The following is a 23,826-nucleotide window of genomic DNA, read 5'->3' as shown; positions in this document are numbered from 1 at the left end:
TAAAATTTTAAACTTAAAATTAAAAACTTAATAATTATATACTAATTATGTTGATCGGGAAATAACATGTAGAGCAAAAAAAAAGCTTTATGAATTACCCCAGCACACAAATGAAAAGAATTTGCTCGATTATCCTAAAAAATGATCGATTCTTAAATGCATGCAGCAAAATGAACAAACTTCTCCCACCCCAACAAGAGAGTTCTCGTCCGAGGCAGGAAAAAGATAGTGCTTTAATTGGCCTTACAACTGGTGGTACTCACACCTACTTGGCTAAACACCGATTTAACAATTTGTGATTCAATTTGCAAATCTTTAGCAGCATAAAGAACCCCACAAGCACCTTGAGTAAAGTTCGTCGTAGGAGTCCAGTATTTACTGTTGGCAATAATCATCGCCTGGTATGCTTTTTTAATTCCCACATTCTTAGCCAATAAATAAAAGGCCTTATTAAACACTCCGCTTGCTGTATGCACAATAAAACTTTGTCTTTCTTGAGGATTGGATATATGTGACTTTGCATATGCCACTAAGTCAGGATAACTAATGGCGCAATAGGCTCCCTGACTTTGCGCTAAATTTTTATCCAAACAATCTGCTGAACTGCCATCAGAAGAAGGAAAATCCATAAAGCGTAAAGCTTTTCCAAATGAATCTCGAACTATAGTCTCACCAATACCCCAGGTTACCGTATTGGGTTCCAGGTACAATTTATTATAAAGTTGCGGGAATTTTTCTAAAAGATAAGCACGTGATGCTTGTCCTGCCATATCAGACAAGGATTCATTAAGAGCACCGGATTGATCATGGTATTCAAGACCTGAATGTTGCTCGGTAAAACCATGTGTGACCTCATGGCCTGCGACATCAAGAGAAACTAGGGGGTAAAAATCCTCACCATCTCCAAAAGACATAAATTGTCCATCCCAAAATGCATTGTCATAATGTTGTCCAAAATGGACGCGCATAACAAGTTGCATGGGGGCCCCATTAGAATCTTGTAGTGCATTAATTCCATACCATTCTTTATACATATCTACTATAGTCTGGCCAAAATAATACGCATCGTTGGTTGGCGAAAATGCACCATTGATATTTTCTTCTGTATTCTTGCTACACGGATATTGAAATGGAGTAATCACAAGATCATTCCAGTCCCAAGCAGATGCTAGATTAACTAATTTTACTTTTGCAGTATTCATCACACATTGGCTGCCACTTTGGGTTACCTCCAAGAAAGGCAGTCCATCTCGTCCATACCAATACTCATGAACTTTTTCATTGCCCCCGGGACCGGTATCCATGTAATTTTTTATGTTATTCCACTGTTTGGTGATTGCCCCATTTTGTGCATCTATAATGAAAAATGGCCAGGCAGGTTTGTTATCCGTTTGCGTTGTTTTAAATGAAACCTGATAAACCAGCTTCAATTCATTATCTTGGTTCGCCCTAATTTGTAACTCACTCAACTCATCATTAATAGGCGCTTCAGAATTAAAACTAAACCAAGATTTTTTGGCCAATTCAATAGCTTGTTTCGAAGTTAGAGTAGGTTGAATATTCAGCTGAATGTCGTTAAGTAAATGACCATTTACTTGTGCATCCTCTTTAGTAATCATGACTTGTGCACCCACAACAGGGATCCCGCGATATATTTGTTGATACCGCAATATCGTTTTTGAGTGCTCCTGAGTTTGACTTACAGGTTGTAGGGTATTTTTTTCTAAAATTGGGGCTGCTGTGCGTGCACTTACTTTTGCGGGTGGTTTCAGGGAAAATTGATGCAAACTGCTTAGGGGAGCCCTATATAAATCAAGTTCCGTGACTGCAAAGGCATCATAAGTGATAAAAACAAGAGCAAAGCTTAGAATTTTTTTTAACATAAAAATCACTCAAAAAATTCACAATGACATCATCATGGCATGAAAATAGCCAATATCCAAGTAAATTGTACAAATATTATTTTTATTCTATTTACCTCAGAAAAATAACTCTTTTTTCAAAGCACAAAACATTTCTATTGCTCTTGCAAAAAATATAAGCTCTGTATATGGTGGGGCATTGGTATTATAGGACCGTAAAAAAACCATCAGTACTAGGAACAGGCTTTATATCACATTAAGGATAATGCATATGATGTTAACCAAAAAATGGACCGTACTATCCCTTAGTCTCTGCACTATTTTTTCTGCAGCTCAAGCAGGAGTGGTGGAGCGATATCTGCAGATAAAACAAACAGAAAAAATTCCTTTAGTTGCTGAAAAAACCATTCAACTCCACTTCTTTAAACAATTAATCGATCATAATGAAGCTTCAGTAGGGACTTTTTCTCAACGCTACTACATTGATGAAACTTATGGTCCAACAAATGACTCTCCGGTATTTTTTTATATTTGCGGGGAAGCGGCTTGTACTAAACGTGCCCTAAATGGCGCAATCAGAAATTATGCACAAAAGTTCCATGCCAAACTGATTGCTCTGGAACATCGGTACTATGGGGAAAGTTTGCCCTTCAATTCATTATCAACCCAAAACTTACGTTTTTTAACTACAGAAGCTGCATTGGATGATTTGGCTTACTTTCAACGCCGCATAACCAATGAAAAAAACTGGACTGGGAAGTGGGTCGCTTTTGGAGGCTCTTACCCTGGTTCGTTATCCGCTTATTATCGTTTAAAATTTCCTTATTTAGTTGTCGGGGCTTTAGCATCATCCGCGCCAGTAATGGCTAAAGAAGACTTTGTAGAATATGATGCCCATGTGACTCAAGTGGCAGGTTCTCAGTGTGCCAATCAAATGCGAGCGGCAGTCAGTACCGTGGAAGCCAGTTTAAGTGATGCCACGAAATGGAACCAAATGAAAGCGTTATTTGATGCATCTGCGGTTGAAGATCCTGTTGATTTTTTATACTTGATCGCTGACACCGGAGCTGCCGCAGTACAATACGGAATGCGCGATGAATTTTGCACCAGCTTATCTGCAAGTCCAACCCCACTTCAAGGCTATGCTGAGTTTGCCAAAAAATTATACAAGGACATGCATGTTAGTGCCGTAGAAATGACAGCGCAGGGCGCCATGAGCGAAAATCCTAGTGATTATAAGGATGGCTTAGGCATGCGCCAGTGGTACTATCAATCCTGCAAAGAATACGGTTATTGGCAAAATGCTCATCCTAACGCTTCGCTTTCCACTCGATCTTCGTTAATTAATATGGATTACCATCATCAGGTATGCCAACGTTTGTTTGGTTTAACTCAACCTGCTAACACCATAGAACTTAATAACACTTTATACGTTCCTTTAATGGACATCTTAAGCTCAAATATTTATTTTACCAATGGAGAAAACGATCCTTGGTCCACTTTATCCTTAGCAGAAAAAAATGGAAATGCAATTAATCCTAAATTGACCTACCAATTGATCCAAGGAGCCGCTCATTGCGATGACTTACATAGCCCCTCTACATTTGATTCTGATGCATTAAAAGAGGCAAGGAAAACAATGGAATCGTTGTTGGCTACGTGGCTAAATTAAGCTTATTCCTAGCCCTTCTTCTACCAAATGGGAGAAGGGAGTCTATTTTTTAAAAATCCTTTTTATCTCGATAGATAAACTACTCCTTTGGTTGCGGGAGAAGGAGTAGAGGCGAGAATTTATTGTCCCCACCTTATTTAGGTCGATTGGTCGGCTTATCTTCCTCTTCGTTTTTAGCCCCACTCAAACGTTCTTTCATCATAAGTGTTGCTTGGCCAGGTAAACGCTCTAAAGCCCTACACTTATCCAAGGAATCGATAAAAGAAGCAGGGGATAATGCTTCAAGCTTTTCACTCAGGGGTAATTGCAGTACAGGAGATGGAATATTCTCTACCCCCTTATTTTGCAACTCTTGTATTATCTGTAGGTTTAATTCTTTAATAACCGCTATCGTACAAATACCTACAAATGGAGAACAAATAAGTGTTGCCGGGCTTTTATCTTCCGCTAGGTATTGTTCCAGCGCCGTAGAATCTTGAGAAATAAGTCCCTGATGAAGAGGACCTATTAATTGTCTATCATGAGTTTCACGTTGAATTATTCCGAATTTATGTTCTAACTGCATTAACCAATCATCACCTAAGTGCTTCTTTAATAATTCTTTTGTTTCATCATGTTCAATTAACTTATCCAATTTAATTTTATATTCCTCATTATAGAGAAATTCAGACAAGACAAATTCATCTTTTTGACGATTTGGGTGGAGAAACATGGGCGCACCTTTGGTTGCTTTAATTTCAAAATCCATAGCTTTGGAAGAAACATCGAGATCTTTGGAAAAACCTTCTTTTATCGCCTTTTGAGCATCATGATAAAGCTCAGCCAATGGGGAGTTTTCAACTATTAAACCCAAACAATCGAAGACGGCTAAATCACGAGTGAGAGAGGCTAAATCAGATAAGGCACCTAAATGAGGTAAAGTTAACTGATGTGATCCATCCAAATTAAATTCAGGCCAATGCCTTGATTTAAAGGTTACATTTCTCATCATATTTACCACAGCAAAACTGACTCCTGTATCATGTTTCGACAACTTTCCTAACTCCAGGAGTTGATTATTTAACTCCAGATTACCAATAGCGTTCTCTAAAAAAGTAATAATCTGGTTTTCTTCTGCAACGGTTAAGGCAACGTGAAGCTTTTGGGTATCTGCTTGGATTATTTTCTCCAACAAAAGGAGTACATTCAGATCTTGGCTTCTCAAACCCGTGCCCTGAATTATCTCTTCTCTAGTCATAAAATCACCTGCTCATGCATATGAGTAATAACGAAGCATAATCTCTTCGACTAAATGGTTAACAAAATTAATAAGTAAATTCGGAAAAAATTCATCATGAATGTTTTCTTGTGCTTGGAAAAGCAAATACTGTTGCGCAATAAAATGAATCATTTCCCTGATACGTTCGGGCTTTGCCAAATAAAAAAAACAATCAGGTAATGCAATCATAATTTTATTAATCAATTTTTGAGCATCCGTATCTGAAATGCCCAAAACTAGAGGAATAGCCGAGCTTGTCCTGTATTTACCGTGACGATTTTCTGCACAGTATTGATCGACTATCCTATAGATTTCTTTGGCAGATTGCTCCTTTCGTGGATGCACAGGTTTTACTCCTATTCACTTGTTTAGTTTCAATTCCATTAATTTTATTTTAGACCAAATTTAGTGAACATAAGCCCGTACATCACAAACGCTTAGAATCTACCATTACGATAATCGTCCAGCGCTTGTATAATTTCTTCCTGAGTATTCATTACAAATGGCCCATGTCGCGTTATAGGTTCATGGAGTCTTGCCGCGGCAATTAGAATACATTGGCTTGCAGTCTCAGCGTTCAAAAGCAAATTATCTCCGGCACCAAGTTTTGCCAAAGTATCGTGTTGGACTAATTGCTCACCGATACGAACCGCTCCAGAAATTACCAACAAGATTGTCTGATAATCATGGGGAATATGCTGTTGCATGCTGGCACCAGGAGGTAAAATAATATCAAATAACAAAGGTTGAGTAGCAATACCTGTAATTGGCGAATGAGTTCCTTTATCAGTCGTACCTGCAATGACTTTTACCCGAGCGCCTGAATCATGCGTTTCCACAGGTAGCTGTTCGCTTTGCATTTCTTGATAAAAGGGCGCACGCATTTTTTCTGCAGCAGGCAAATTCAACCACAGTTGCAAGCCATGTAGTTTGCCATTAGCGGAGGGCATTTCTGAGTGAATAATCCCTTTTCCTGCAGTCATCCATTGAACATCGCCTGCAGCGATAACTCCTTTATGTCCTTTATTATCTTCATGAGTAATACTGCCATCCAGTAAATATGTAATAGTTTCAAAGCCTCGATGAGGATGGGAAGGAAACCCAGCCATATAATCTAGGGGCTCCGCACTATTGAAATAATCAAGTAAAAGCAGAGGTTCAAAATCATTGCTTCTCTCTATCCCAATATAGCGATGTAATTTCACACCCGCTCCTTCGCGGACGAGGATACCTTTGATTAATCGCTCTACTTTAATTTCGCTCATGAAATACGCTCCATATTACTAACAACAACTTTGATTTCCTTTTGCTAATATAGCATAGCTCAAAATACATAATTCGATCTTGCTGCTGGGTCTCAGGCTTGATTTTATGAAACCACATCTCAAACCATTTTGTGTGTAAAAATCTCACTGTGCTATGCTTAGCTAAAGTGCCTAAAAATAATCATTATTGGCCAAATACAATGCGGAGATATTATGTGGAGCAAAGTACGCGAGTTAAGCCCATTGAGTTTTGTGGTTCTAAAACAGATAAAGTCTTCATCCTTTAGTGGTAAGTTAGGAACCATTTTTAGCCATAACCTTCGCTACCAGGAACTTGAGCATCTCGGAAAACACAGCCATGAAAAACATCCTATATCGACTCAAAAAGCCCAAGTAAATTATCATCAGATGCTTGACAGTTTGCCAAAACAAGAAGATTTCGTTCATCGTGGCATGGCAGGATTTGCTGAAGTAGAAAGTATTGCGACAGAAGGAAAATTCGGAGCAGGTAAATATACTAAAAGACCTGTTTGTCTAGATATTGCTCAATTTATACATGATCCTAAGAGTTGTTTGTTGCTTTCTACCTCACCGGATCCCTATACCGTTAGAGAGTACATGGTAGGATTTCAACTCATTAATGCAAAAGGGGCCATAGCGTCAATGTGTTTACCTGCAGTATATATACGTCCGCAAACAGCAAGACATGTCGATGTTGAATCGTTCCAATACTATCAAAAAATTCTTGATGGGGCAGTGGAGTTAGGGAATCGTGTACGGTCGGAAAATATTTTTGATCTTGCTCAGGGAAATAATGAAACTACGGTAGTCTTGGGCGCTTCTAAAAAGGATGACTGGCGCCCTCAATTTCATACCGATCTCTATAGTTTAGTACTTGTAGAGGGAGCTGGACGCATTAAGAGTAGTTTTACAAAAGCTGACTCTGTAGATACTACCACCATTCTCAACCCATTCTTTCGTAAAAGAATAATGTCTATAGAAATCGCTTCAACAAATACCTCCGAAGGAGACGCTTTTAAAAAACAATTTGATAGAATGAACAAGCGCTCACAAGAAGTAGGAATTACTGAAGAGGGCTTTAGAGTTTTAACGTTGGCTGATGCCTCTTTTTTAATGGCCTCACATAAATATCAAGAAGTTCTGGAAAAATATTCTACCTCGGGTAAAACCATGATATTACAAGCGGTTCCCGAAGAAGTCTCTATTGCTTCAGAGGATCTCGTGGAATATGCGCGCCAGATGATCGAGGCCAATCCCGAAAAATATGAAACAGAGACATTATCACAACAACAAATGGAACATAAGTTTTAATTCCCAACAAAAATGCTTAGATTCCAATAAATTGGAATTTAAGCGAGTTTTACTACCACACGTCCACCCACATTTTAAAATTTTCTCCTTACTTTCTTTAAAAACCTTTGTTCAATAATATACCGTCACTCTTTATGCCTGATTTTTGAACAAAACCCACCCTATGCTATGATTATATAATAAGCAGTTGAATTTAAATTTAATCACCTAGCCCGGAGGGCCAAGTTATGTTAGGCCGAGTCACGCGAAATGCACCTGTTAGTCCATCCCGTCGTCTAATTTTAAACCATTTGGCAAAATCCGGTAGCCTTGGAAGGCTTTTTAGCCCCGCACGCGATCTACCCTCTGAAGGTAAGCATCACCATGTGCCTATTAAAAGGGCCAAAGTCGAATATCATCAAATGCTCAGTAACTTACCCCATGGATTAGATATTATTCACCGAGGGATGGCAGGTTTTGATGAAGTAGAAAGTATTGCAATCGATGGAAGATTCGGTGCTGGAAAATACACTAGAAGACCTTTTTCTTTAAACATTGCTGAATTTATCCATAACCCTAAAAGTTGTGTGTTACTGTCGACCTCACCGGATCCACATACGGTTAAAGAATATATGATAGGATTTCAGCTCATTGCTGCAAAAGGGGCCATTGCATCCATGTGTCTACCTGCAGTATATATTCGTCCACAAACTGCAAGACATATCGATGTAGAACAGTTCGAATATTATCAAAGTATTCTCAACGCACAACAGGCACCTGGCGAATATACACGAGGTGAGAATATATTTGATCTTGCTCAGGGAAATAATGAAACCACCGTAGTTTTGGGCGCCACTAAAGAAGATGATTGGCGCCCTCAATTTGATTTTGATTTGCATAGTTTAGTACTTGTGCAAGGAGCTGGTCGTATTTTAAGCGGTTTTATTAAAGCAGATACCCTAGATACTACAACCTTCGTTAACCCACTCTTTCGTAAAAGAATAATGTCCATCGAGATTGCTTCAACTACCACCGCTGAAGGTCCCCTATTTTTTAAGTATTTCGATAAAATGAATCAAAGAGCACAAGAATTGGGAATTGCCAAAGAAGGCTTTAGAATTTTAACTATGGCTGACGCAGCGTGCATGATGGGTTCACCGAGGTATCAAGAAATTCTAGAAAAATATACAACATCTGGAGAAACCATGGTTTTGCAGGATGTTCCCAAAGAAATTCCTATTGCCTCCGAAGAACTAGTTGAATATGCACAGCAGATAATCGAAGCTAACCCTGTGAAAGAACAAATTCCTACAATTACCGACAGTTTGCATCATAAACTTTAAGTGTTGAGGAAGATTTTTCCGGCACGTGGGGTCCTTGAGATTCAGCAATGGAGGGCCCTGATAAAATTTTAGGATTCTGTCAATTGTTCTTTTATAACGCTAATGATTCCTGGTTCTCGTTGTTTAAAGTGCTTACGACACGTAGAGGAATACATATCATTACCACCAATAACAACTTGTTCCCCTTCAGTGATGACCTTTCCTTGAGCATTTAAGCGTAAAATCATGGTCGCTTTGCGTCCGCAGTGACAAATGGTTTTGAGTTCAATCAATTCATCTGCCCACGCTAAAAGATATTGACTCCCTTCAAATAATTCACCGCGAAAATCCGTACGCAATCCATAGGCAAGCACCGGAATACTCAATTGATCCGTGATTTCGGTTAATTGATGTACTTGTGCTCGCGTTAAAAATTGGGCTTCGTCCACTAAAATACATGCGTATTTTTTTTCTTGCGCTACGACGTGTTGATATAGATCATCTTTTGAATTAAATATCAAAGCTGGTTCGGATAAGCCAATACGGGAATAAACCATACCCTGCTGATACCGATTATCTATGGCCGGGGTAAATAATAAAGTATTCATGCCGCGTTCACGATAGTTATAACTTGATTGCAGGAGCACCGTACTCTTTCCTGCATTCATTGCTGCAAAATAGAAATAAAGTTTAGCCATTGGAGATCTCGATTATTTTTAAAATTCAAACATCATACCTAAATCATTGGACAAGGGTCTATAGGCAAGCAAACTCATTCGAATTATGCGATTTTAGGAGTGTTTTTTGGTATAGTACAAAGCAGCTTCTAAATAGTGCATGAGATAACTATGAACTCAAAAATAAAAACCTTATTTGCAGCATTGATATTGATAAGCACAACAGCCATGGGTCAGGCGGATGTTCTCCTTAAAGATACCCAAGGAAATACAATTTCTTTTTCCTCTTTGAAAGGGAAATGGGTTCTTATTAATTATTGGGCAGGCTGGTGTAAAACTTGTATTGACGAAATTCCCGAATTGAATCATTTTTATCGAAAACACGAAAATGATCCCATCCTCTTGTTCGCTGTAAACTATGATGGACTTCCAGTAGATAAGCAAAAAAAACTGATTCGAAAATTTAATATTTTATACCCATCATTAGCTACTGACCCTGCCCTAGCATTAGGATTAGGGGATATAATTGGCGTGCCTGTTACCTTCGTTATCAATCCACAAGGAGAACTTGTTAATACTCTTTATGGTGGTCAAGATCTTAAAACCCTAGACACCGTGATAAAAAAAACATAAATCTAGATTAGTGTTGCGTCGAAAGCTCAGTGGTCATTCCCGCATAGGCGGGAATCCATTTCGCAAACACCGTAAGGAATTAATTAAGTGCGAGACTCGCCTGTGTGGGAATGTACTAAGGATAAACAACAATTCCTCCTAATAAACTCCCCAAAAGAAGATAAATCAGAGCATTTTGAGCTAATTATTTATCGAGCATAAACGATGACATCGTAAGGTCCAAGCAGTTACAAAGATGGTGGACTATCCATTGCAAACAAACGTTGTTTTTGTGGTTTGGTAAGACGAATCTTCAATAACCAATCCCCGTCTTCATTATGTGACTCACTTAAAACAGCACCCAACTCATACAATTGCGCCCGCAATTTTGCCTGGGTCGCTTTTAGTACCACATCTTCCACAAGCACCGCTCCATGCAACTGATTGCTTATAGCCTCTTTAAGTAAATCTAAGCCCAAATTGGATGCCGCAGAAATCCATACTTTGCATTTGTCTTCTTGATAATCAATTTTAGGTTCCCAACCTTCTTGCAAATCAATTTTATTGAATACTTGAATTATGGGGACATCATGAACTCCCAATTCATCTAGAACTTGTTGCACCGAAAACACATTGTCCCGCCAGTGCGGATCCGAAATATCAATCACATGCAATAATAAGTCGGCCTGTTGTGTCTCCTCTAAAGTAGCACGAAATGCTTCTACTAATTGATGCGGTAAATCTCGAATAAAACCCACTGTATCGGTTAAAATCACCGAAGAAGAGCCAGGTAAATTGAGCTGACGCATGGTGGGATCTAATGTAGCAAACAACTGGTTAGCCACATAAATGCTTTCGCCGGTCAGTGCATTGAATAAAGTGGATTTCCCCGCATTGGTATAACCCACTAAAGACACGGTCTGCAAAGAGGCTTTACGTCTGGCTTGGCGGTTCTGGTCGCGGCTGCTACGTACTTTTTCCAAACGTTTGTTAATGTATTTAATGCGCTCTCGCAATAATCGGCGGTCTGTTTCTAATTGGGTTTCCCCCGGGCCTCGCAAGCCAATACCCCCTTTTTGGCGCTCCAAATGGGTCCAGCCTCGGATAAGTCGAGTTGATAAATGTTGTAATTGAGCCAGCTCAACTTGCAGCTTTCCTTCAAAGGTTCGGGCGCGCTGGGCAAAAATATCAAGGATCAAACCACTTCTATCGACTACTCGGCATTCAAATAAACGTTCCAGATTTCGCTCTTGTGATGGGGATAATTCATGGTTTACTAAAACCAATTCTGCATCAAGCTCTTTCACCATCTGAGCAATCTCTTCCGCCTTTCCTTTACCAATATAATACTTGGCGTCAGGAGTTGCGCGAGTACCTAAAACACAATCTAATAATTCCGCTTTTGCCGAAAGAGCTAATTCTTCAAATTCCTGCAATGCCTTATCTGCATCAACTCCCGGTAGTGCCAGTTGCACCAGTATCGCTCGCTCACCACCTTGAGGACGTTCAAACACTAAGCTGTTCTCCGAAAATATATTTTTTTATTACCATGACTAGAGGAATCTGAACCATATAATATTTCTAAACTGTAACGAAAATAAGTGCACATCATTTCTTTTATACCGTGCGCGCTTAGACTTCATACTATGGTAGACACTAAAAGTTGGCTGCTTAAAATTTTTAACTAATATAACATTTTTGGCAATGAAATCCTTACAAATAACATCTAAGTTATCTAATTCATTTGTCCATAATGCTTTTTTACTATAATCCTTAAATCCATAATATCGAGAAATGGAATGAACCCCAGGAACTAAAGGTACTACTGTCACTGCATAGATTAAGGCCCTCTGGCCCAAATCACTATAAAAAGTACTGAATCGTTTTTAGTGAGCCCATTATTTTCATAAATGAAGTTAATGTATTTTTAAAATCAAATAAGGGCCTTGGTTTGTTCTGAAAGAGATTTTCCAGTTTAAAATGATGCGTGAAATTTGTGCAACTAATGGAGCCAAGGATGGATAAAAGAAGCACCTAGAGCAATTAAAAAGAACCATTAATAGAGATACAAATAGATTTGACCGTGGTAAGGTGTAACTTTTGTTTACTAAAATCGCTACCGAATAAACTGCACATACCGATTAACAAGCCAAGAAATACAATTGAGGTAGAACTAATTTTTAAAAAAGAAAACTGATAAAAAATTTCAAAAGCGTAAAGAATAACTACTGTATAAAAATAAAATACTTAAGAAGGTTGCCGTGGGTAACGAAACTTTTCATATTAAATTGATCAACATCCATATTTCACACTATTTTCTAAATTTGCCTCTATCTTAAGTTAAAATCTTCCTTAATTAGCCCAATGCCACTGGAATCTAGATTCCAGTGGCATTGGGCTATTCTTTCCAACATAGAATAGAGAAAACGTAATTATACTTTCACATCAAAACCATCCGAGTGTTCCGCTTCTTCATTTCCACCTTTTAACTGGCTCTTATACTCTTTCATGATCTTTTGAGGATCCTTAAGAGACTCGTTTAAATTACGAACTTCGTGACCCGATGTGGTTTGCGAGAAAAAGGTTGTTTTTTTTGAGTTAGTAACAACGTAATCCGTAACACGCTTAAATCCTGTAAAAGAAATAACATTTAGAGCGTCAGCCAAAGTTTCCACAATTGCCATTAGCCAATTTCGCCTACGTACATCAACAACAGACAGCATATTCTGAGAGGCCTTCGCAATGTTCGTCCCGAACTCTTCTTTAAACGGTATGTGACCTCCATTTGCTGTTACAAGCTTCTCAATGTGCTCAGCATCCAGGTGTATTTGGGACGCATCCTTATTGTCTTTTTTAAGGACGCTTATTTCTTGTTCAAATGTACCGAAATTATCAATTTTTACTTGCTCATATTTTCCATCAGGCTTAATGTAATATAGTTTCTTAGTATCATTCGTGTTAATAAATATATAACTGTTTTTGGCGAGTTGATCAGCTTTTTCGGGTAATTCAGACCCAATATAAAGCTCACATCCGGTAGACAATTTACTCAAATTATCGAAGACTGCCCCATATAAACCCTCTCGATATTCTTGCCCTGCCGCTGCAAATGATTTAGCTTTTGCCTGAGTAGCTTCTGACCTCTCTTCGTTCCATCGATCGGCTATCTTCGCGCACGTTGCCTCAATTTTAAACAGGGAGCTTCTAAATTTTTTGCCTTGTTCCTGCTCATTTAAATACATGCTAAAAACATCTTTACCTGTAGTTTGAAGCGCACAAAGAGTTTCAATCAATTTAGTTTTCGTTGCTTCTGGTTGGCTCTCTTTACTAATTTTAATTACTACCTTTTTAAAATTTTTTGCATCATCAGAGGAATCGTCCATCGCCCATGTATAGGCCTTTTTATTTTTTATATCAAGTTGCCAAAGTATATCTAAAAATTGGTTTTTTGATGATGTAGCTTGGAATTGGGGGGTTGCCTCCTCTGGATTTAGTAACTGCTCAACCAATTCTTTCGTAGGTTCAACACCTAAATCAAGCAGAGAAAGTAAGTATTTGTTCTCTAATAATTTTTTAGCCTCTTCTACACTGATATTTAATTTTTCTTCCAGCACTTTTTTTAGATCTGGAATATCATAGAATTTATTAAAGTTAGAAATCTGCTGCAGGTCAGTAAATTGATTATATTTGTCTAAGTGCCCAAACTCGCAGAGATTGAAAGCAAGCGTTGTTAGCTGTGCGTTGATTTTATGAATAGACACACTCTGTGTGAGTTGTTTAAACCGTTCATCTGTTAATGCTTCAATAGGTAGATTAAAAAAACGTGCTTTTAAGGAGGCTATTGTTGACGGATCTTGCGATAATGTCAGAAGCCTTTGGTCAGCCTTGTTAAAATATAAAAGCGCGTTGTCAGTAAGAATAAAACGTGACCGTTGGTATGTGGCTAACTCATCGGCCCCAGGAGCGATATCCCTCTTAAAGAAATCACAAGGTTCTTCCTGATCACTTACAGGAAGTAAGTTACGTACTATTTCTTTAAATTGTGTACCTTGCTCGTCACGTAAATACAAACTAAAAACATCTTTGCCGCCACGACCATATCTATCACCAAACTCAATCGAACAAAGAGTTTCAATTATTTTGGATTTTGTAGCAGTTTCCATTTCTTCAGAGTCATTCAAGTCAGATAATATTACCCTGAAGTTTTTTGCCTTAGGCGAATCGATAAATGCCAATTTATAGGCAATCTTATTTTTTAAATTAAGTGCCAATAATATATCCATAGCCATCGACTTTGGGTGCTTAGAGTTTAATAATTGCTGAATCTGAGCAGTAGAAGCAAAAGTATTAGGTTCAATATTTGCATCCATCAATGCTCTTAATCGCTTGTTTTCTAATAAAGATATAATGTCTGAAGTGAAAGGTTTATCTAATTTGTCTTGCATTGCATACTTTAGATGTAGGAACACATGGAATTTATTAAAATAAGAGACTAACTCATTATTAGCGGCAAGCCTATTATATTTTTCTAAATGCCCCATCTCATAAAGAGAACTCATCAGTTTAATGCGTTGGGCATTATATTCTTTAATAGGAACAATTTCTGAAAGTTGTCTAAACCCTTCCTTGGTTAAGTTAACAATAGGTAGTTTAGTAAATTGTTTCCTTAATGAAGCTATTGTTGCCGGATCTTCCGATATAGTCAGAAGGCTCTTGCTTTCTGGTGCTTCGGCGTTAAAATAGAATAGTCCTTTTCCGGTAAGGATATAACGTGAGCTACCAGTTCTTAATTGGTCCAGGCTGGGAACAGTGTGCATTTCAAAAAGGCCGCAGGGCTGCTTCCCCTCACTTATTTGCGGCAGGCTTAGCACATTCCTTCTAAAATCAGGAGACTTTAAAACCTTAAGATAGTGCTCTTCACTTCTTATATTATTTTCGGCAAGCTTATGAAAGCTATTTCTTACTTCTAAACGTACTTCATCACCTTTTTTATAATGTTTAGATAGGAAATCTGAAAGTGCTTGGGTATTCAACGAGGTAAAATTGGGTATATATGTATCTTTCAAAAATCCAAAAACAACGTCTTTGAATTCGTCATGCGTAATCTTGGGTTGTTTAAATAAAAGCTCCATTGCCACCAACATAGTTGTGGGCGGTAAATTTTCACCAACAAGCCATCGTAGATTAGCATTGATATTTTTAAAGTTTACATTGTCAGTCTGCTGTAGAGCTACAAATTTAGTAAAAAAAGGAGTAGCTGTGTTACTAAGAGCTATTAACCTTAATTTATCTAACCCCAGAGGATCCTGGAAAAGCATCTGTAACAATGACTCACTATTAGAAACGTTAACAAAATTATGAAACAATTCCAAAAATTTATTGTCCTCCTTTTTAAGCTTATCAAACCACCCGAGAACACCTATTTTATCAAGATCTAGAGCCAATTGATCGAGAGCTTTTTTTCTCTTAGCTACTTCCTCTTTAACTTCTTTAACTTTCTTTTCTTTGGCCTTCTGATCTCCAGGTTCTTTGGTAATCGTCTGCAGTTTCTTTGCCAATTCTTCATTAGTTTCTTTAGCAATTGTCTGCAGTTTCTTGGTGAGCGCTTTTTTTGGCTCTAGAATTGTATATATCTGCGTTTCATTAAGTCCAATTTGTTCAGTAACTAATCCATTCAATAAGGAGTTTTCTAATAGAGGCTTACATGCTTTAGCAACATCTTCGCTTTTTAGTCTTTTGCTTAAAATATCACTTGAAGCCTTGTTTTTTACCAGTTGATTAAATGAGCTTACCCAGTGAATGTTAGGAGACAATTGAGAAAAAGCTGACAAATGCCCTAATTCAGCCAGATTTGTTGCTAATTGAATGCGTTGAATGTCTTCTGTATCTTTAACTTTTTTAGCTTCTTTAACATCTTGAACAACAACTTTACCGTCTTTAGGCTCTTTACTTTCTTTAGGTTCTAAATCCAAAACTATCTGTCGGAATTCTGCGTTTAGAACCAATTCATATGATTTAGAATCTGTTATTCTTAACGCATCGAGTTTCGTTAGAGTACGTGTCACAGAATCTAATAGCTTAGCATCATCCAAATTTTGAGATAAAAATTGAATCCATTTATCTAGTTGAATATGTTCAATCCCTGGAGCGTTATTTAAAAAATCAACCAATTTCTTAATCTTATCTTCAAGTTCTGGATGTGCTAGTAAAAACTGAACAGTTAATAAATAAACATTTTTATTCTTAGCTCCCTCTTTCTTTGCCGCGTCAACAATTTCATGTATTTTTTGTAGTCTTAAGAAAGGCTCGTCGTCCTGCAGAATAGATTTCATCAATTTATCTGCATTTTTGCATTTATACAGAGACCGTAAGTAATCTAGTTTTTGTTTTTGTAAAATTGAGCTTAACAAATTATGATTTTCAGTTTGACTTGCTAAATTATTAAAAAAAGCAATAAATTCTCCTGAGTCTTGTTCAAAGTCAGAATATCGCTCTATTTGGTTTAATGATTCTAGATTAAGTGCAAGTTGGATATGTTGAATCTTATCCGATGATTTATCATTTTCTAGAATAAAATTTAATAGTTTTGATAAATCACTATCGTCGATACATGCTTTTACTTGCTTCAGGCTCAATTGCATGCCCATTTCATGTAAAGCAATTAAAATCTGATTCTTTATTATATCTGCAGCTCTTTTTTCAACTAAATCCATCCATTGTGGATCATCATCAAACTTTTGGTCTTTATAAAATACACCTGTAAATAAGTTGAAGAGGATATTAGCATGCTCCTTAATCTTTCCATTTTCATCCAAGATGTTACCTAATATCGCACTTATAGCCGGGGAATCCGCTGCTTGCTGCAAAGCATCCATCTTGGGTAGGTTACTCTCTTCAATTGTTTTTAATTCCTTTGTTAAAAATATTCTTAAATCTACTGAAGACAAGACGTATGCTTTACGCTGCTCTGGGGGTAAATGGGTATCTTTTGTTACTATAATCATCCAATTTTCAGGTTTACCTATTTGAGCAAAGATTGATACACCTGAAGGACTACCTTTTGCATCAAGATAACCACCACCTTCGTCCACAACCTTAGGAGAATTTTCATCCGCTTCGGGATCATTCAAATCATAGAAGGGCATGTTTCCCAATAGGAATTTTAAATTTCCTGCAAATATATCACCTTGAAAATAACGATTCCTAATCGGATCCTTATCGTGAGTAAACCCTCCGTTTGATGTTATCAACTCAATAACTTGCTCTGTACTAAGATGTAATAAGTTCGTTTCCTGTTGATTAATCTCTTTGAGCCTATCATCAAATTTTATAAAATCTGTAATTGGTACTTCTTTAGACTTTCCATCTGAGTCAATGTAATACAATTTTTTATCTTCATTGTTGTTACAATAGACATAGCTTCCTTTATATTCGTCAAGATTCTCAGGTAGCACTTGTTCCAATAAATGAAGCTCACAGGTGGGTAAGTAACAAGCCTCCATTGTTTCCCTAATTTGTGGTACGCGAAATACTGGCGCTCGCTGATATAAATCTCTCTTTATTTCTTGATTATCTTCTCTATTGTTTCTTTTCAGAAAACTCGCCTCGCCGCGGGCAATGAATATTTTCGCAACTGTATCTTCGAGATAATAATATTTAGGCTCAGTTTTAGACATGGACATAGATGGATTCCCTGATCAAAAGTAATCAAATATGATCGATTTATAACATATTATAGAATATATTTTATTAACACTTCATTAAGTGTGCCCTGAAGAAAATTTATGTAAGGCACGTAGGTACACTTCAAAAGTGTATTTCTCTCTCTTAGGAGCGTAGATAAACAAGCCCAATGAGAGAGAAATACAGAAGGCTTAGTTCAGCGAATCGACCCCCGAGGCTTACGGGGTAAAACCGTTGTCATTCCCGCGAAGGCGGGAATCTATTCTTAAAAGAGCACTGTGTCTTTTCTCGAAATGGATTACCGCCTTCGTGGGAATAACAATATAGATACAAATAATGGTAATGAAGATTGGTATACTCTAATGGGACTAAGTTAAGAATATATTCTCCCTACATACGTCCCGCGACTTGTTCGCGGGATCCAGCTACGAAGCCTACATTCCTTGGTTTCCGCGAACAGGTCGCGGAACGTAGGCCCTGGGGAATATTCTTAACTATGGCCTATTCAATTCCCTAGCCTTCCTCCGGCCCTTCATTTCCAGAATTTTCATCCTCAGCCGGCATTTTTATTGCACGTGAAGGAACGACTGTAGAAATTGCGTGTTTGTAAACCATTTGGGTGATTGAATTCTTCAACATGACGACATATTGATCAAAAGAGTCCACAATCCCGTGTAGTTTAATTCCGTTGACCAAAAAAATAGATACAGGCACCTTTTCTTTGCGTAATTCATTTAAAAAGGGGTCTTGTAGTAAATGAGTTTTAGACATTGCCCACTCCTTGTTGTTATTGTATTTTTTAAAGGCAAAACATGCATCTGATCAGTTATTCGACATTTTTTGACAAAACTTTAGATTAATTTCATGACAGTTCGATTTTAATCCGTTACTATAGTTTGCAAATTTAACTCTGAATTCGATTAAAAAGGAATTTCGGTGACTTAGGCCGGAAGAGAACAAAGGAGATAACTTTTATTTTGCTGGAGTAACTCCTTTGTATATTGTTCATTACACTTTCTCATCTTCATTAAGGAGGATTAAATGGCATTTACTCGTATAGATTTAACTACGCTAAAAAATCCCTATGAGCACCTCAGCAATGGTGACGCATTGGCAACAAATGCTAAGGAACTCAACGCATTAAGCACTAAGGAACAAATTGCTCTTGCTACGAAGATCATTGCTGAGTGTCCTGAGTCAGAATTCAAACAATATGGGCATCATATAAAATCATTGAGTGACCTAACTAAAAGCGAAGAATCATTTCACTCGGTAATTTCAGAAGCATATCAAGTCAGGCAGCGTATCACTTCCTTACTTGATCCACGAAATAAGGCACCTCAGTCGTTATTTTCAAGACAAGAATTTTATCCCGCTTCCTTTCATCGTTTTAGCTCCCTCGCCGAGCACGTACTTGAAGGTAATGAATTAGCAATTGCAGAACGATTGGCTTTATGCACCCCTGAAAACGAACGCAGTCATATCGCTCATAACATAAGCACTGCCTTTCCCAAGCATATTCTGGTCGAAAAAATTCAAACTGCATTCATGCTGCGTCGAAATATTGAACGATTGTTATTAGGAGACAATCCAGAGAAATTTTTTACCAGTCGCGATTTCAATAAAGAGACTTGCAAGATGTTTATTAATATGTGTCGCACTTTATTGAAAGACCATGCAGCAACTATTGGAAGTAAATTAGGCTCTCTTGAAGCTGAGGCGCAAGTATCCATTAAACGCCACTTAGAATTGTTGCACACTGAAGTATATGATGAAACCAATCCATTCAAACAGATTGCTGATTCTATAAAAACAAAAGAAAGCATAGAGCAAAAGAAAAATGAATCTCAAGGCGGACATCCAAATAGTTTATTTAGAAACTCACTAACTCCGCCGCAGAATAGAAAAAAACAAACTAAGGAAGAACTTGAATCCAGTAGTGATGCTGATGAAAAAGAACTCTTTGATGAAGAGGAAGAATATGAAAGCACACAAGATAGTTCTCCTAACTGGCTTTAATTACATCTGCCCTTACAAAGTAAGGGCGCTTTTTTTTGATCCTTAATTTCAAGAGAGGTAAGTTAATGACGCAAGAAAAACTGACTGTCGCATTAGTACAAGAAAAATGGCACGAAAACCCTAAAGAACATCAAGACAAACTGGCATCTGGGATCCATGATGCAGCACAACAAGGAGCTGTTGTCGTTTGTTTGCAAGAACTTACTCTAAGTCCTTATTTTTGTACGCGCTCAGATGTAGATCCTGCCCCTTTCATGGAAGATATCCATACAGGTCCTACCGCCCAATTCGTCAGTAAAATGGCAAAGACTTATAATCTTTACATAACCGCTTCTCTCTTTGAAAAAGCAGGTTATAACACTGCTGTGGCATACAATAATAAGGGAGAGCTTTGTGCAATAACCCGGAAGCAACATATCCCCAGCGGTGAAAAATACCATGAAAACTTCTATTTTAAACCCGGGGATTCCAATTACCCTGTTCATCAGATCGCAGGGCATAGCTGGGGATTACCCACCTGTTATGATCAATGGTTTCCCGAGTTGTCTCGGATTTATGGTTTAAAAGGCACCGAAATCTTAGTTTACCCAACCGCTATAGGTGGTGAGCCTACGGCTCCTGAGGTTGATACGCAACCCATGTGGCAAAAAGTTATGGTTGCGCAAGGGATCATGAGTAATACATTTATCATTGCGGCCAATAGAATTGGTTGTGAAGATGGATTGGAATTTTATGGTAGCAGTTTTATTAGCACCCCTATGGGTGAAATCTTGGCGCAAGCCCCTCGCGACAAACCAGCAGTACTCGTTGCAGAATTAGACTTTAGTCAACGTGCATTGTGGGGAAGGCTATTTCCTTTTGCACAACAACGAGAACCTTCCACCTACCATGAGCTGGTAAAATCACGTTAATCCCTTTGGAATATCTATATTATGAACATCAGTGCACCATCTGAAGAAAATTTATATAACATCAATAACTGGGGTGAGGGATACTTCAGTATTAATGCCAAAGGGAATATTGAAATGAGTAAGGCACCCGGAAAGCCTGGTGTCGAATTACAAGCTATTGTTAATGCGGCGAGTAGAACAGGATTGCATTTACCGCTTCTAATTCGTTGCTCTGATATCTTACATGACCGAGTGCACCGTATTTATGAAGCCTTTTCGCAAGCCATAGAAGAAAATGAATATACGGGTCACTATAAACTGGTTTATCCCATTAAAGTAAACCAAGAGCAAAGTGTTGTTCGCGAATTATTGAAGGCACCGAATCATTCAATAGGACTGGAAGCAGGCTCAAAACCTGAGCTCATGGCGGTTATTGGCATGCTGGGCAATCAGCAAAACAGTACTATAGTCTGTAACGGTTATAAAGACAGTTATTATATTCGTACCGCGTTAATAGCCCAACAAATGGGTCATAAGGTTTTTATTGTTATTGAAAAGATTTCTGAGTTGGATATTATTTTAAAAGAATCCGCCCGCTTGAAAATAAAACCTTCTCTTGGCGTTCGCATCCGCTTAATTACTAAAAGTGCAGGAAAATGGGAACACACGGGCGGTGTCAAATCCAAATTTGGCCTTACCGCAAAACAAGTACTCGAATTAGTGAATCAATTAAAAGCCAACGACATGCTCGATTGTTTGCAACTGATGCATTGTCATTTAGGTTCACAGATTGCCAATATTCATGATATTCGTCACTGCATGCAAGAAGTGTCCCGCTACTATGTCGAGTTACGACAGCTGGATGCTCCAATAGATACTATTGATGTGGGTGGTGGACTTAGCGTGGATTATGAAGGAACGCATTCAAATCAGGGTTGCTCCATGAACTACAGCTTGCGGGAATATGCCACTCATATTCTCCTCGCCCTTCAATATTTATGTCAGGAAGCAAATGTTCCTGAACCTAATATTATTTCAGAATCTGGAAGAGCATTAACAGCCCATCACGCCGTTTTAATTTCTGATATTAGTGATATAGAAATAATTAATAAGTCTCCCTCGCTACCCGAAATTACCAATGATGATTCTCATGTGATTCGGGATATTTATGATACCTATCATTCCATAACCGCGAGCTCACCTATTGAAATCTATAACTATGCCGAGCACTCATTGAATGAAGCCCATTCTTTGTTTAAGCATGGGGTTATCAGCTTACAGGAAAAGGCTAAAGTAGAGGCATTTTATACCAATATATGCTTGGAACTTAAAACACGCCTCAATGTGGAAAATCCAACTGAAGAAGCTTTATTGGCGAAAATCAATGAAGACATGGCCGTTAAGGTTTTTTGCAATATTTCGTTTTTCCAATCGATTCCAGATGCCTGGGCTATAGGACAAATTTTTCCAATTGCTCCTATTTCACAACTTACTAAAACACCAGTCATGCATAGTGTGTTACAAGATTTAACCTGTGATTCAGATGGCACTATTAAAGAATATCTTGGCAGCTCTTGTGTGAACTCAACACTAATGTTGCCTCCTTATGACAGTAACAATCCCTACTCTCTAGGATTTTTCTTAGTGGGAGCTTACCAGGAAATATTAGGTAATTTACATAATCTATTCGGTGATACTAACTCACTGGATGTCAAACTTTTTGATGATGGACAGTTTGAGTTAAATGATTTGGTTAGTGGGGATACTGTAACCAATGTTTTAAATCTGGCTCATTTTGATACGAAAAAATTGGTCCAATCCTATGAGAAACAGTTAATCCAAGCCGAATTACCTAAAGAAACAACGCTATTATATTTAAATGAATTAAGAAGCATTTTTTCTCAATTAACTTATTTAGATGAAAACATTCGGAGAAGATAAGATGACACCAAAACAAAGTGGATTTTTTATGCCCGCTGAGTGGCATCCACATGAACGCTGCTGGATGGCCTGGCCTTGTCATCTTGAAACTTGGTCTAAGATAGGTCTACAAAAAGCACGAACCGCTTATGCTCGTGTTGCTCAAGCTATTGCTCAATATGAACCAGTGACTATGTTAGTTAACCCTGGAGATGAAGAGTCAGCCCAAAGCTTATGTGGGGATGGAATCACATTATTTACCCTTCCCATCAATGATTCATGGACAAGGGATACCGGACCTACTTTTTTGTTAAACGAAAAACAACAATTAGCGGGGGTTAATTGGATACACAATGCTTGGGGGGGTAACTATGAAGATTGCGCTCTGGATAATCAAATTGCCGCTGCAATCCTAAAACAAACGCATGCTTTATCCTTTTCAGCACCCCTGGTTATGGAAGGTGGTTCATTCCATGTCGATGGCGAAGGAACGATTTTAACCACTCGTGAATGCCTGCTGAATGAAAATCGCAATCCCCAGCTTAACCAAAAAGAGATTGAAAATTACCTGTATGATTTTCTGGGTTATCAAAAAATTGTTTGGTTAAACAAAGGGTTATTAGGTGATGAAACCGATGGACATGTTGATGAAATTGCCTGTTTCATTGCTCCGGGAAAAGTTTTATGCCTTATTACTAATGACAAAGAAGATCCAAACTATGCTGCTTTACACGAAAATCTTGAAATTCTTAAATCCACAACTGATGCAAAGGGCCGAAAGTTAGAAGTTTATACTGTAGAGCAACCCCCAGCAACTTATCTGGATGGCGAGCGATTAACTTTATCCTATATCAATTTTTATTTAGCGAACAAAGGGATTGTCATGCCAGCTTTTGGTCATGAGTCACAAGATAAGGCAGCTTATCAATTATTTACACGATTGTATCCCGGTTATCATATTACCCAAATTGATGCACTGGATGTATTTGCCGGTGGTGGGGGAATACATTGCATTACCCAACAGGAACCCAAGAGAACACGTGCTCCTCTTTGAGATATCTCTTACGTTCTGTTGCTCTATCCACGCAATGACAACAACAACCAAAAGACTATACTGTAACTATAAAGGACGACACGGAATTGTCTGACAGGAAGTCAAACTACAGGGACCAGTACATGGGATGTACTCAGCTGCAAGGACGCAGCACACTCTAATGCTTAATATATCTTATTTCTCCGTAAGAAAAAAAGTCTCTCTTCTATCTATTAATGATTCGAAGAGAGACTGTTTTTATCATACCGTCAGCTCACATTTTCTATCTCTTCATAACTTAT

General features: G+C 38.1%; 16 protein-coding genes. 8 read left to right on the top strand and 8 right to left on the bottom strand.

Features of this window, described 5'->3' with window-relative positions; translation table 11 throughout:
- Positions 1-233 precede the first annotated feature (233 nt).
- Positions 234-1,883: a M4 family metallopeptidase gene (locus ACWTE2_RS24785; RefSeq protein ID WP_454784848.1), complete on the bottom strand. Its 1,650-nt coding sequence runs from the start codon at positions 1,881-1,883 to the stop codon at positions 234-236.
- Between the two features lie 250 nt (positions 1,884-2,133).
- Between ACWTE2_RS24785 and ACWTE2_RS24780 the strand changes: the two genes are divergently transcribed.
- Positions 2,134-3,534 (top strand): S28 family serine protease, encoded by a 1,401-nt coding sequence (locus ACWTE2_RS24780; protein WP_454784847.1) that lies wholly within the window; start codon positions 2,134-2,136, stop codon positions 3,532-3,534.
- Positions 3,535-3,667: 133 nt separating this feature from the next.
- Here the strand turns inward: ACWTE2_RS24780 and ACWTE2_RS24775 are convergent, their stop codons facing one another.
- The 3 genes from ACWTE2_RS24775 to ACWTE2_RS24765 all read right to left on the bottom strand — a co-directional run bounded on the left by ACWTE2_RS24775 (position 3,668) and on the right by ACWTE2_RS24765 (position 6,057).
- Positions 3,668-4,771 carry a hypothetical protein gene (locus ACWTE2_RS24775; RefSeq protein WP_454784846.1) on the bottom strand — a complete coding sequence of 368 codons (1,104 nt, stop codon included), beginning with the start codon at positions 4,769-4,771 and terminating at the stop codon, positions 3,668-3,670.
- A 12-nt stretch (positions 4,772-4,783) separates the two neighbouring features.
- Positions 4,784-5,137: a hypothetical protein gene (locus ACWTE2_RS24770; RefSeq protein WP_182392142.1), complete on the bottom strand. Its 354-nt coding sequence runs from the start codon at positions 5,135-5,137 to the stop codon at positions 4,784-4,786.
- A gap of 92 nt (positions 5,138-5,229) precedes the next feature.
- A complete protein-coding gene (locus ACWTE2_RS24765; protein ID WP_454784845.1) occupies positions 5,230-6,057 on the bottom strand; it encodes a pirin family protein in 828 nt (275 codons plus the stop codon).
- A gap of 213 nt (positions 6,058-6,270) precedes the next feature.
- Here ACWTE2_RS24765 and ACWTE2_RS24760 point away from each other — a divergent pair, with 213 nt between their 5' ends.
- Both ACWTE2_RS24760 and ACWTE2_RS24755 read left to right on the top strand, forming a co-directional pair.
- Positions 6,271-7,389, top strand: a complete 1,119-nt coding sequence (locus ACWTE2_RS24760) for a hypothetical protein (RefSeq protein ID WP_454784844.1) — start codon at positions 6,271-6,273, stop codon at positions 7,387-7,389.
- A gap of 227 nt (positions 7,390-7,616) precedes the next feature.
- Positions 7,617-8,711 carry a hypothetical protein gene (locus ACWTE2_RS24755; RefSeq protein ID WP_182392139.1) on the top strand — a complete coding sequence of 365 codons (1,095 nt, stop codon included), beginning with the start codon at positions 7,617-7,619 and terminating at the stop codon, positions 8,709-8,711.
- Between the two features lie 68 nt (positions 8,712-8,779).
- Here ACWTE2_RS24755 and ACWTE2_RS24750 read toward each other — a convergent pair whose 3' ends face one another.
- Positions 8,780-9,388 carry a thymidine kinase gene (locus ACWTE2_RS24750; RefSeq protein ID WP_454784843.1) on the bottom strand — a complete coding sequence of 203 codons (609 nt, stop codon included), beginning with the start codon at positions 9,386-9,388 and terminating at the stop codon, positions 8,780-8,782.
- Positions 9,389-9,538: 150 nt separating this feature from the next.
- On the opposite strand from ACWTE2_RS24750, the gene ACWTE2_RS24745 reads away from it, so the two are divergent.
- Positions 9,539-10,000, top strand: coding sequence for a TlpA disulfide reductase family protein (locus tag ACWTE2_RS24745; RefSeq protein WP_182392137.1), 462 nt, complete (start codon positions 9,539-9,541; stop codon positions 9,998-10,000).
- A 227-nt stretch (positions 10,001-10,227) separates the two neighbouring features.
- On the opposite strand, the gene hflX is transcribed toward ACWTE2_RS24745, so the two are convergent.
- From hflX to hfq, 3 genes are all read right to left on the bottom strand, one after another.
- Positions 10,228-11,493, bottom strand: a complete 1,266-nt coding sequence (gene hflX / locus ACWTE2_RS24740; RefSeq protein WP_182392136.1) for a ribosome rescue GTPase HflX — start codon at positions 11,491-11,493, stop codon at positions 10,228-10,230.
- A 918-nt stretch (positions 11,494-12,411) separates the two neighbouring features.
- On the bottom strand, positions 12,412-17,661 hold the full coding sequence (locus ACWTE2_RS24735; RefSeq protein ID WP_454784842.1) for a hypothetical protein: 5,250 nt from the start codon (positions 17,659-17,661) through the stop codon (positions 12,412-12,414).
- A 514-nt stretch (positions 17,662-18,175) separates the two neighbouring features.
- The gene (gene hfq, locus ACWTE2_RS24730) at positions 18,176-18,433 is read right to left on the bottom strand and encodes an RNA chaperone Hfq (RefSeq protein ID WP_454781520.1); all 258 of its coding nucleotides are present in this window, start codon (positions 18,431-18,433) and stop codon (positions 18,176-18,178) included.
- Positions 18,434-18,703: 270 nt separating this feature from the next.
- Here hfq and ACWTE2_RS24725 point away from each other — a divergent pair, with 270 nt between their 5' ends.
- The 4 genes from ACWTE2_RS24725 (at position 18,704) to ACWTE2_RS24710 (ending at position 23,545) form a co-directional block, all read left to right on the top strand.
- Positions 18,704-19,681: a lpg0008 family Dot/Icm T4SS effector gene (locus ACWTE2_RS24725; RefSeq protein WP_454784841.1), complete on the top strand. Its 978-nt coding sequence runs from the start codon at positions 18,704-18,706 to the stop codon at positions 19,679-19,681.
- Between the two features lie 65 nt (positions 19,682-19,746).
- On the top strand, positions 19,747-20,592 hold the full coding sequence (locus ACWTE2_RS24720) for a carbon-nitrogen hydrolase (RefSeq protein ID WP_182392131.1): 846 nt from the start codon (positions 19,747-19,749) through the stop codon (positions 20,590-20,592).
- A gap of 21 nt (positions 20,593-20,613) precedes the next feature.
- A complete protein-coding gene (gene speA / locus ACWTE2_RS24715) occupies positions 20,614-22,512 on the top strand; it encodes a biosynthetic arginine decarboxylase (RefSeq protein ID WP_454784840.1) in 1,899 nt (632 codons plus the stop codon).
- Position 22,513: 1 nt separating this feature from the next.
- Positions 22,514-23,545, top strand: a complete 1,032-nt coding sequence (locus tag ACWTE2_RS24710) for an agmatine deiminase family protein (protein ID WP_454784839.1) — start codon at positions 22,514-22,516, stop codon at positions 23,543-23,545.
- Positions 23,546-23,826: the final 281 nt, after the last annotated feature.

This window comes from Legionella nigrisilvae (assembly GCF_977063395.2).
This window is presented reverse-complemented; position numbering and strand designations above follow the sequence as displayed.

Coding starts and splice junctions, on each gene's coding strand:
- ACWTE2_RS24785 (WP_454784848.1), bottom strand. CDS start 1,883: ATGTTAAAAAAAATTCTAAGCTTTGCTCTTGTTTTTATCACTTATGAT.
- ACWTE2_RS24780 (WP_454784847.1), top strand. CDS start 2,134: ATGATGTTAACCAAAAAATGGACCGTACTATCCCTTAGTCTCTGCACT.
- ACWTE2_RS24775 (WP_454784846.1), bottom strand. CDS start 4,771: ATGACTAGAGAAGAGATAATTCAGGGCACGGGTTTGAGAAGCCAAGAT.
- ACWTE2_RS24765 (WP_454784845.1), bottom strand. CDS start 6,057: ATGAGCGAAATTAAAGTAGAGCGATTAATCAAAGGTATCCTCGTCCGC.
- ACWTE2_RS24760 (WP_454784844.1), top strand. CDS start 6,271: ATGTGGAGCAAAGTACGCGAGTTAAGCCCATTGAGTTTTGTGGTTCTA.
- ACWTE2_RS24755 (WP_182392139.1), top strand. CDS start 7,617: ATGTTAGGCCGAGTCACGCGAAATGCACCTGTTAGTCCATCCCGTCGT.
- ACWTE2_RS24750 (WP_454784843.1), bottom strand. CDS start 9,388: ATGGCTAAACTTTATTTCTATTTTGCAGCAATGAATGCAGGAAAGAGT.
- ACWTE2_RS24745 (WP_182392137.1), top strand. CDS start 9,539: ATGAACTCAAAAATAAAAACCTTATTTGCAGCATTGATATTGATAAGC.
- ACWTE2_RS24735 (WP_454784842.1), bottom strand. CDS start 17,661: ATGTCCATGTCTAAAACTGAGCCTAAATATTATTATCTCGAAGATACA.
- hfq (WP_454781520.1), bottom strand. CDS start 18,433: ATGTCTAAAACTCATTTACTACAAGACCCCTTTTTAAATGAATTACGC.
- ACWTE2_RS24725 (WP_454784841.1), top strand. CDS start 18,704: ATGGCATTTACTCGTATAGATTTAACTACGCTAAAAAATCCCTATGAG.
- ACWTE2_RS24720 (WP_182392131.1), top strand. CDS start 19,747: ATGACGCAAGAAAAACTGACTGTCGCATTAGTACAAGAAAAATGGCAC.
- speA (WP_454784840.1), top strand. CDS start 20,614: ATGAACATCAGTGCACCATCTGAAGAAAATTTATATAACATCAATAAC.
- ACWTE2_RS24710 (WP_454784839.1), top strand. CDS start 22,514: ATGACACCAAAACAAAGTGGATTTTTTATGCCCGCTGAGTGGCATCCA.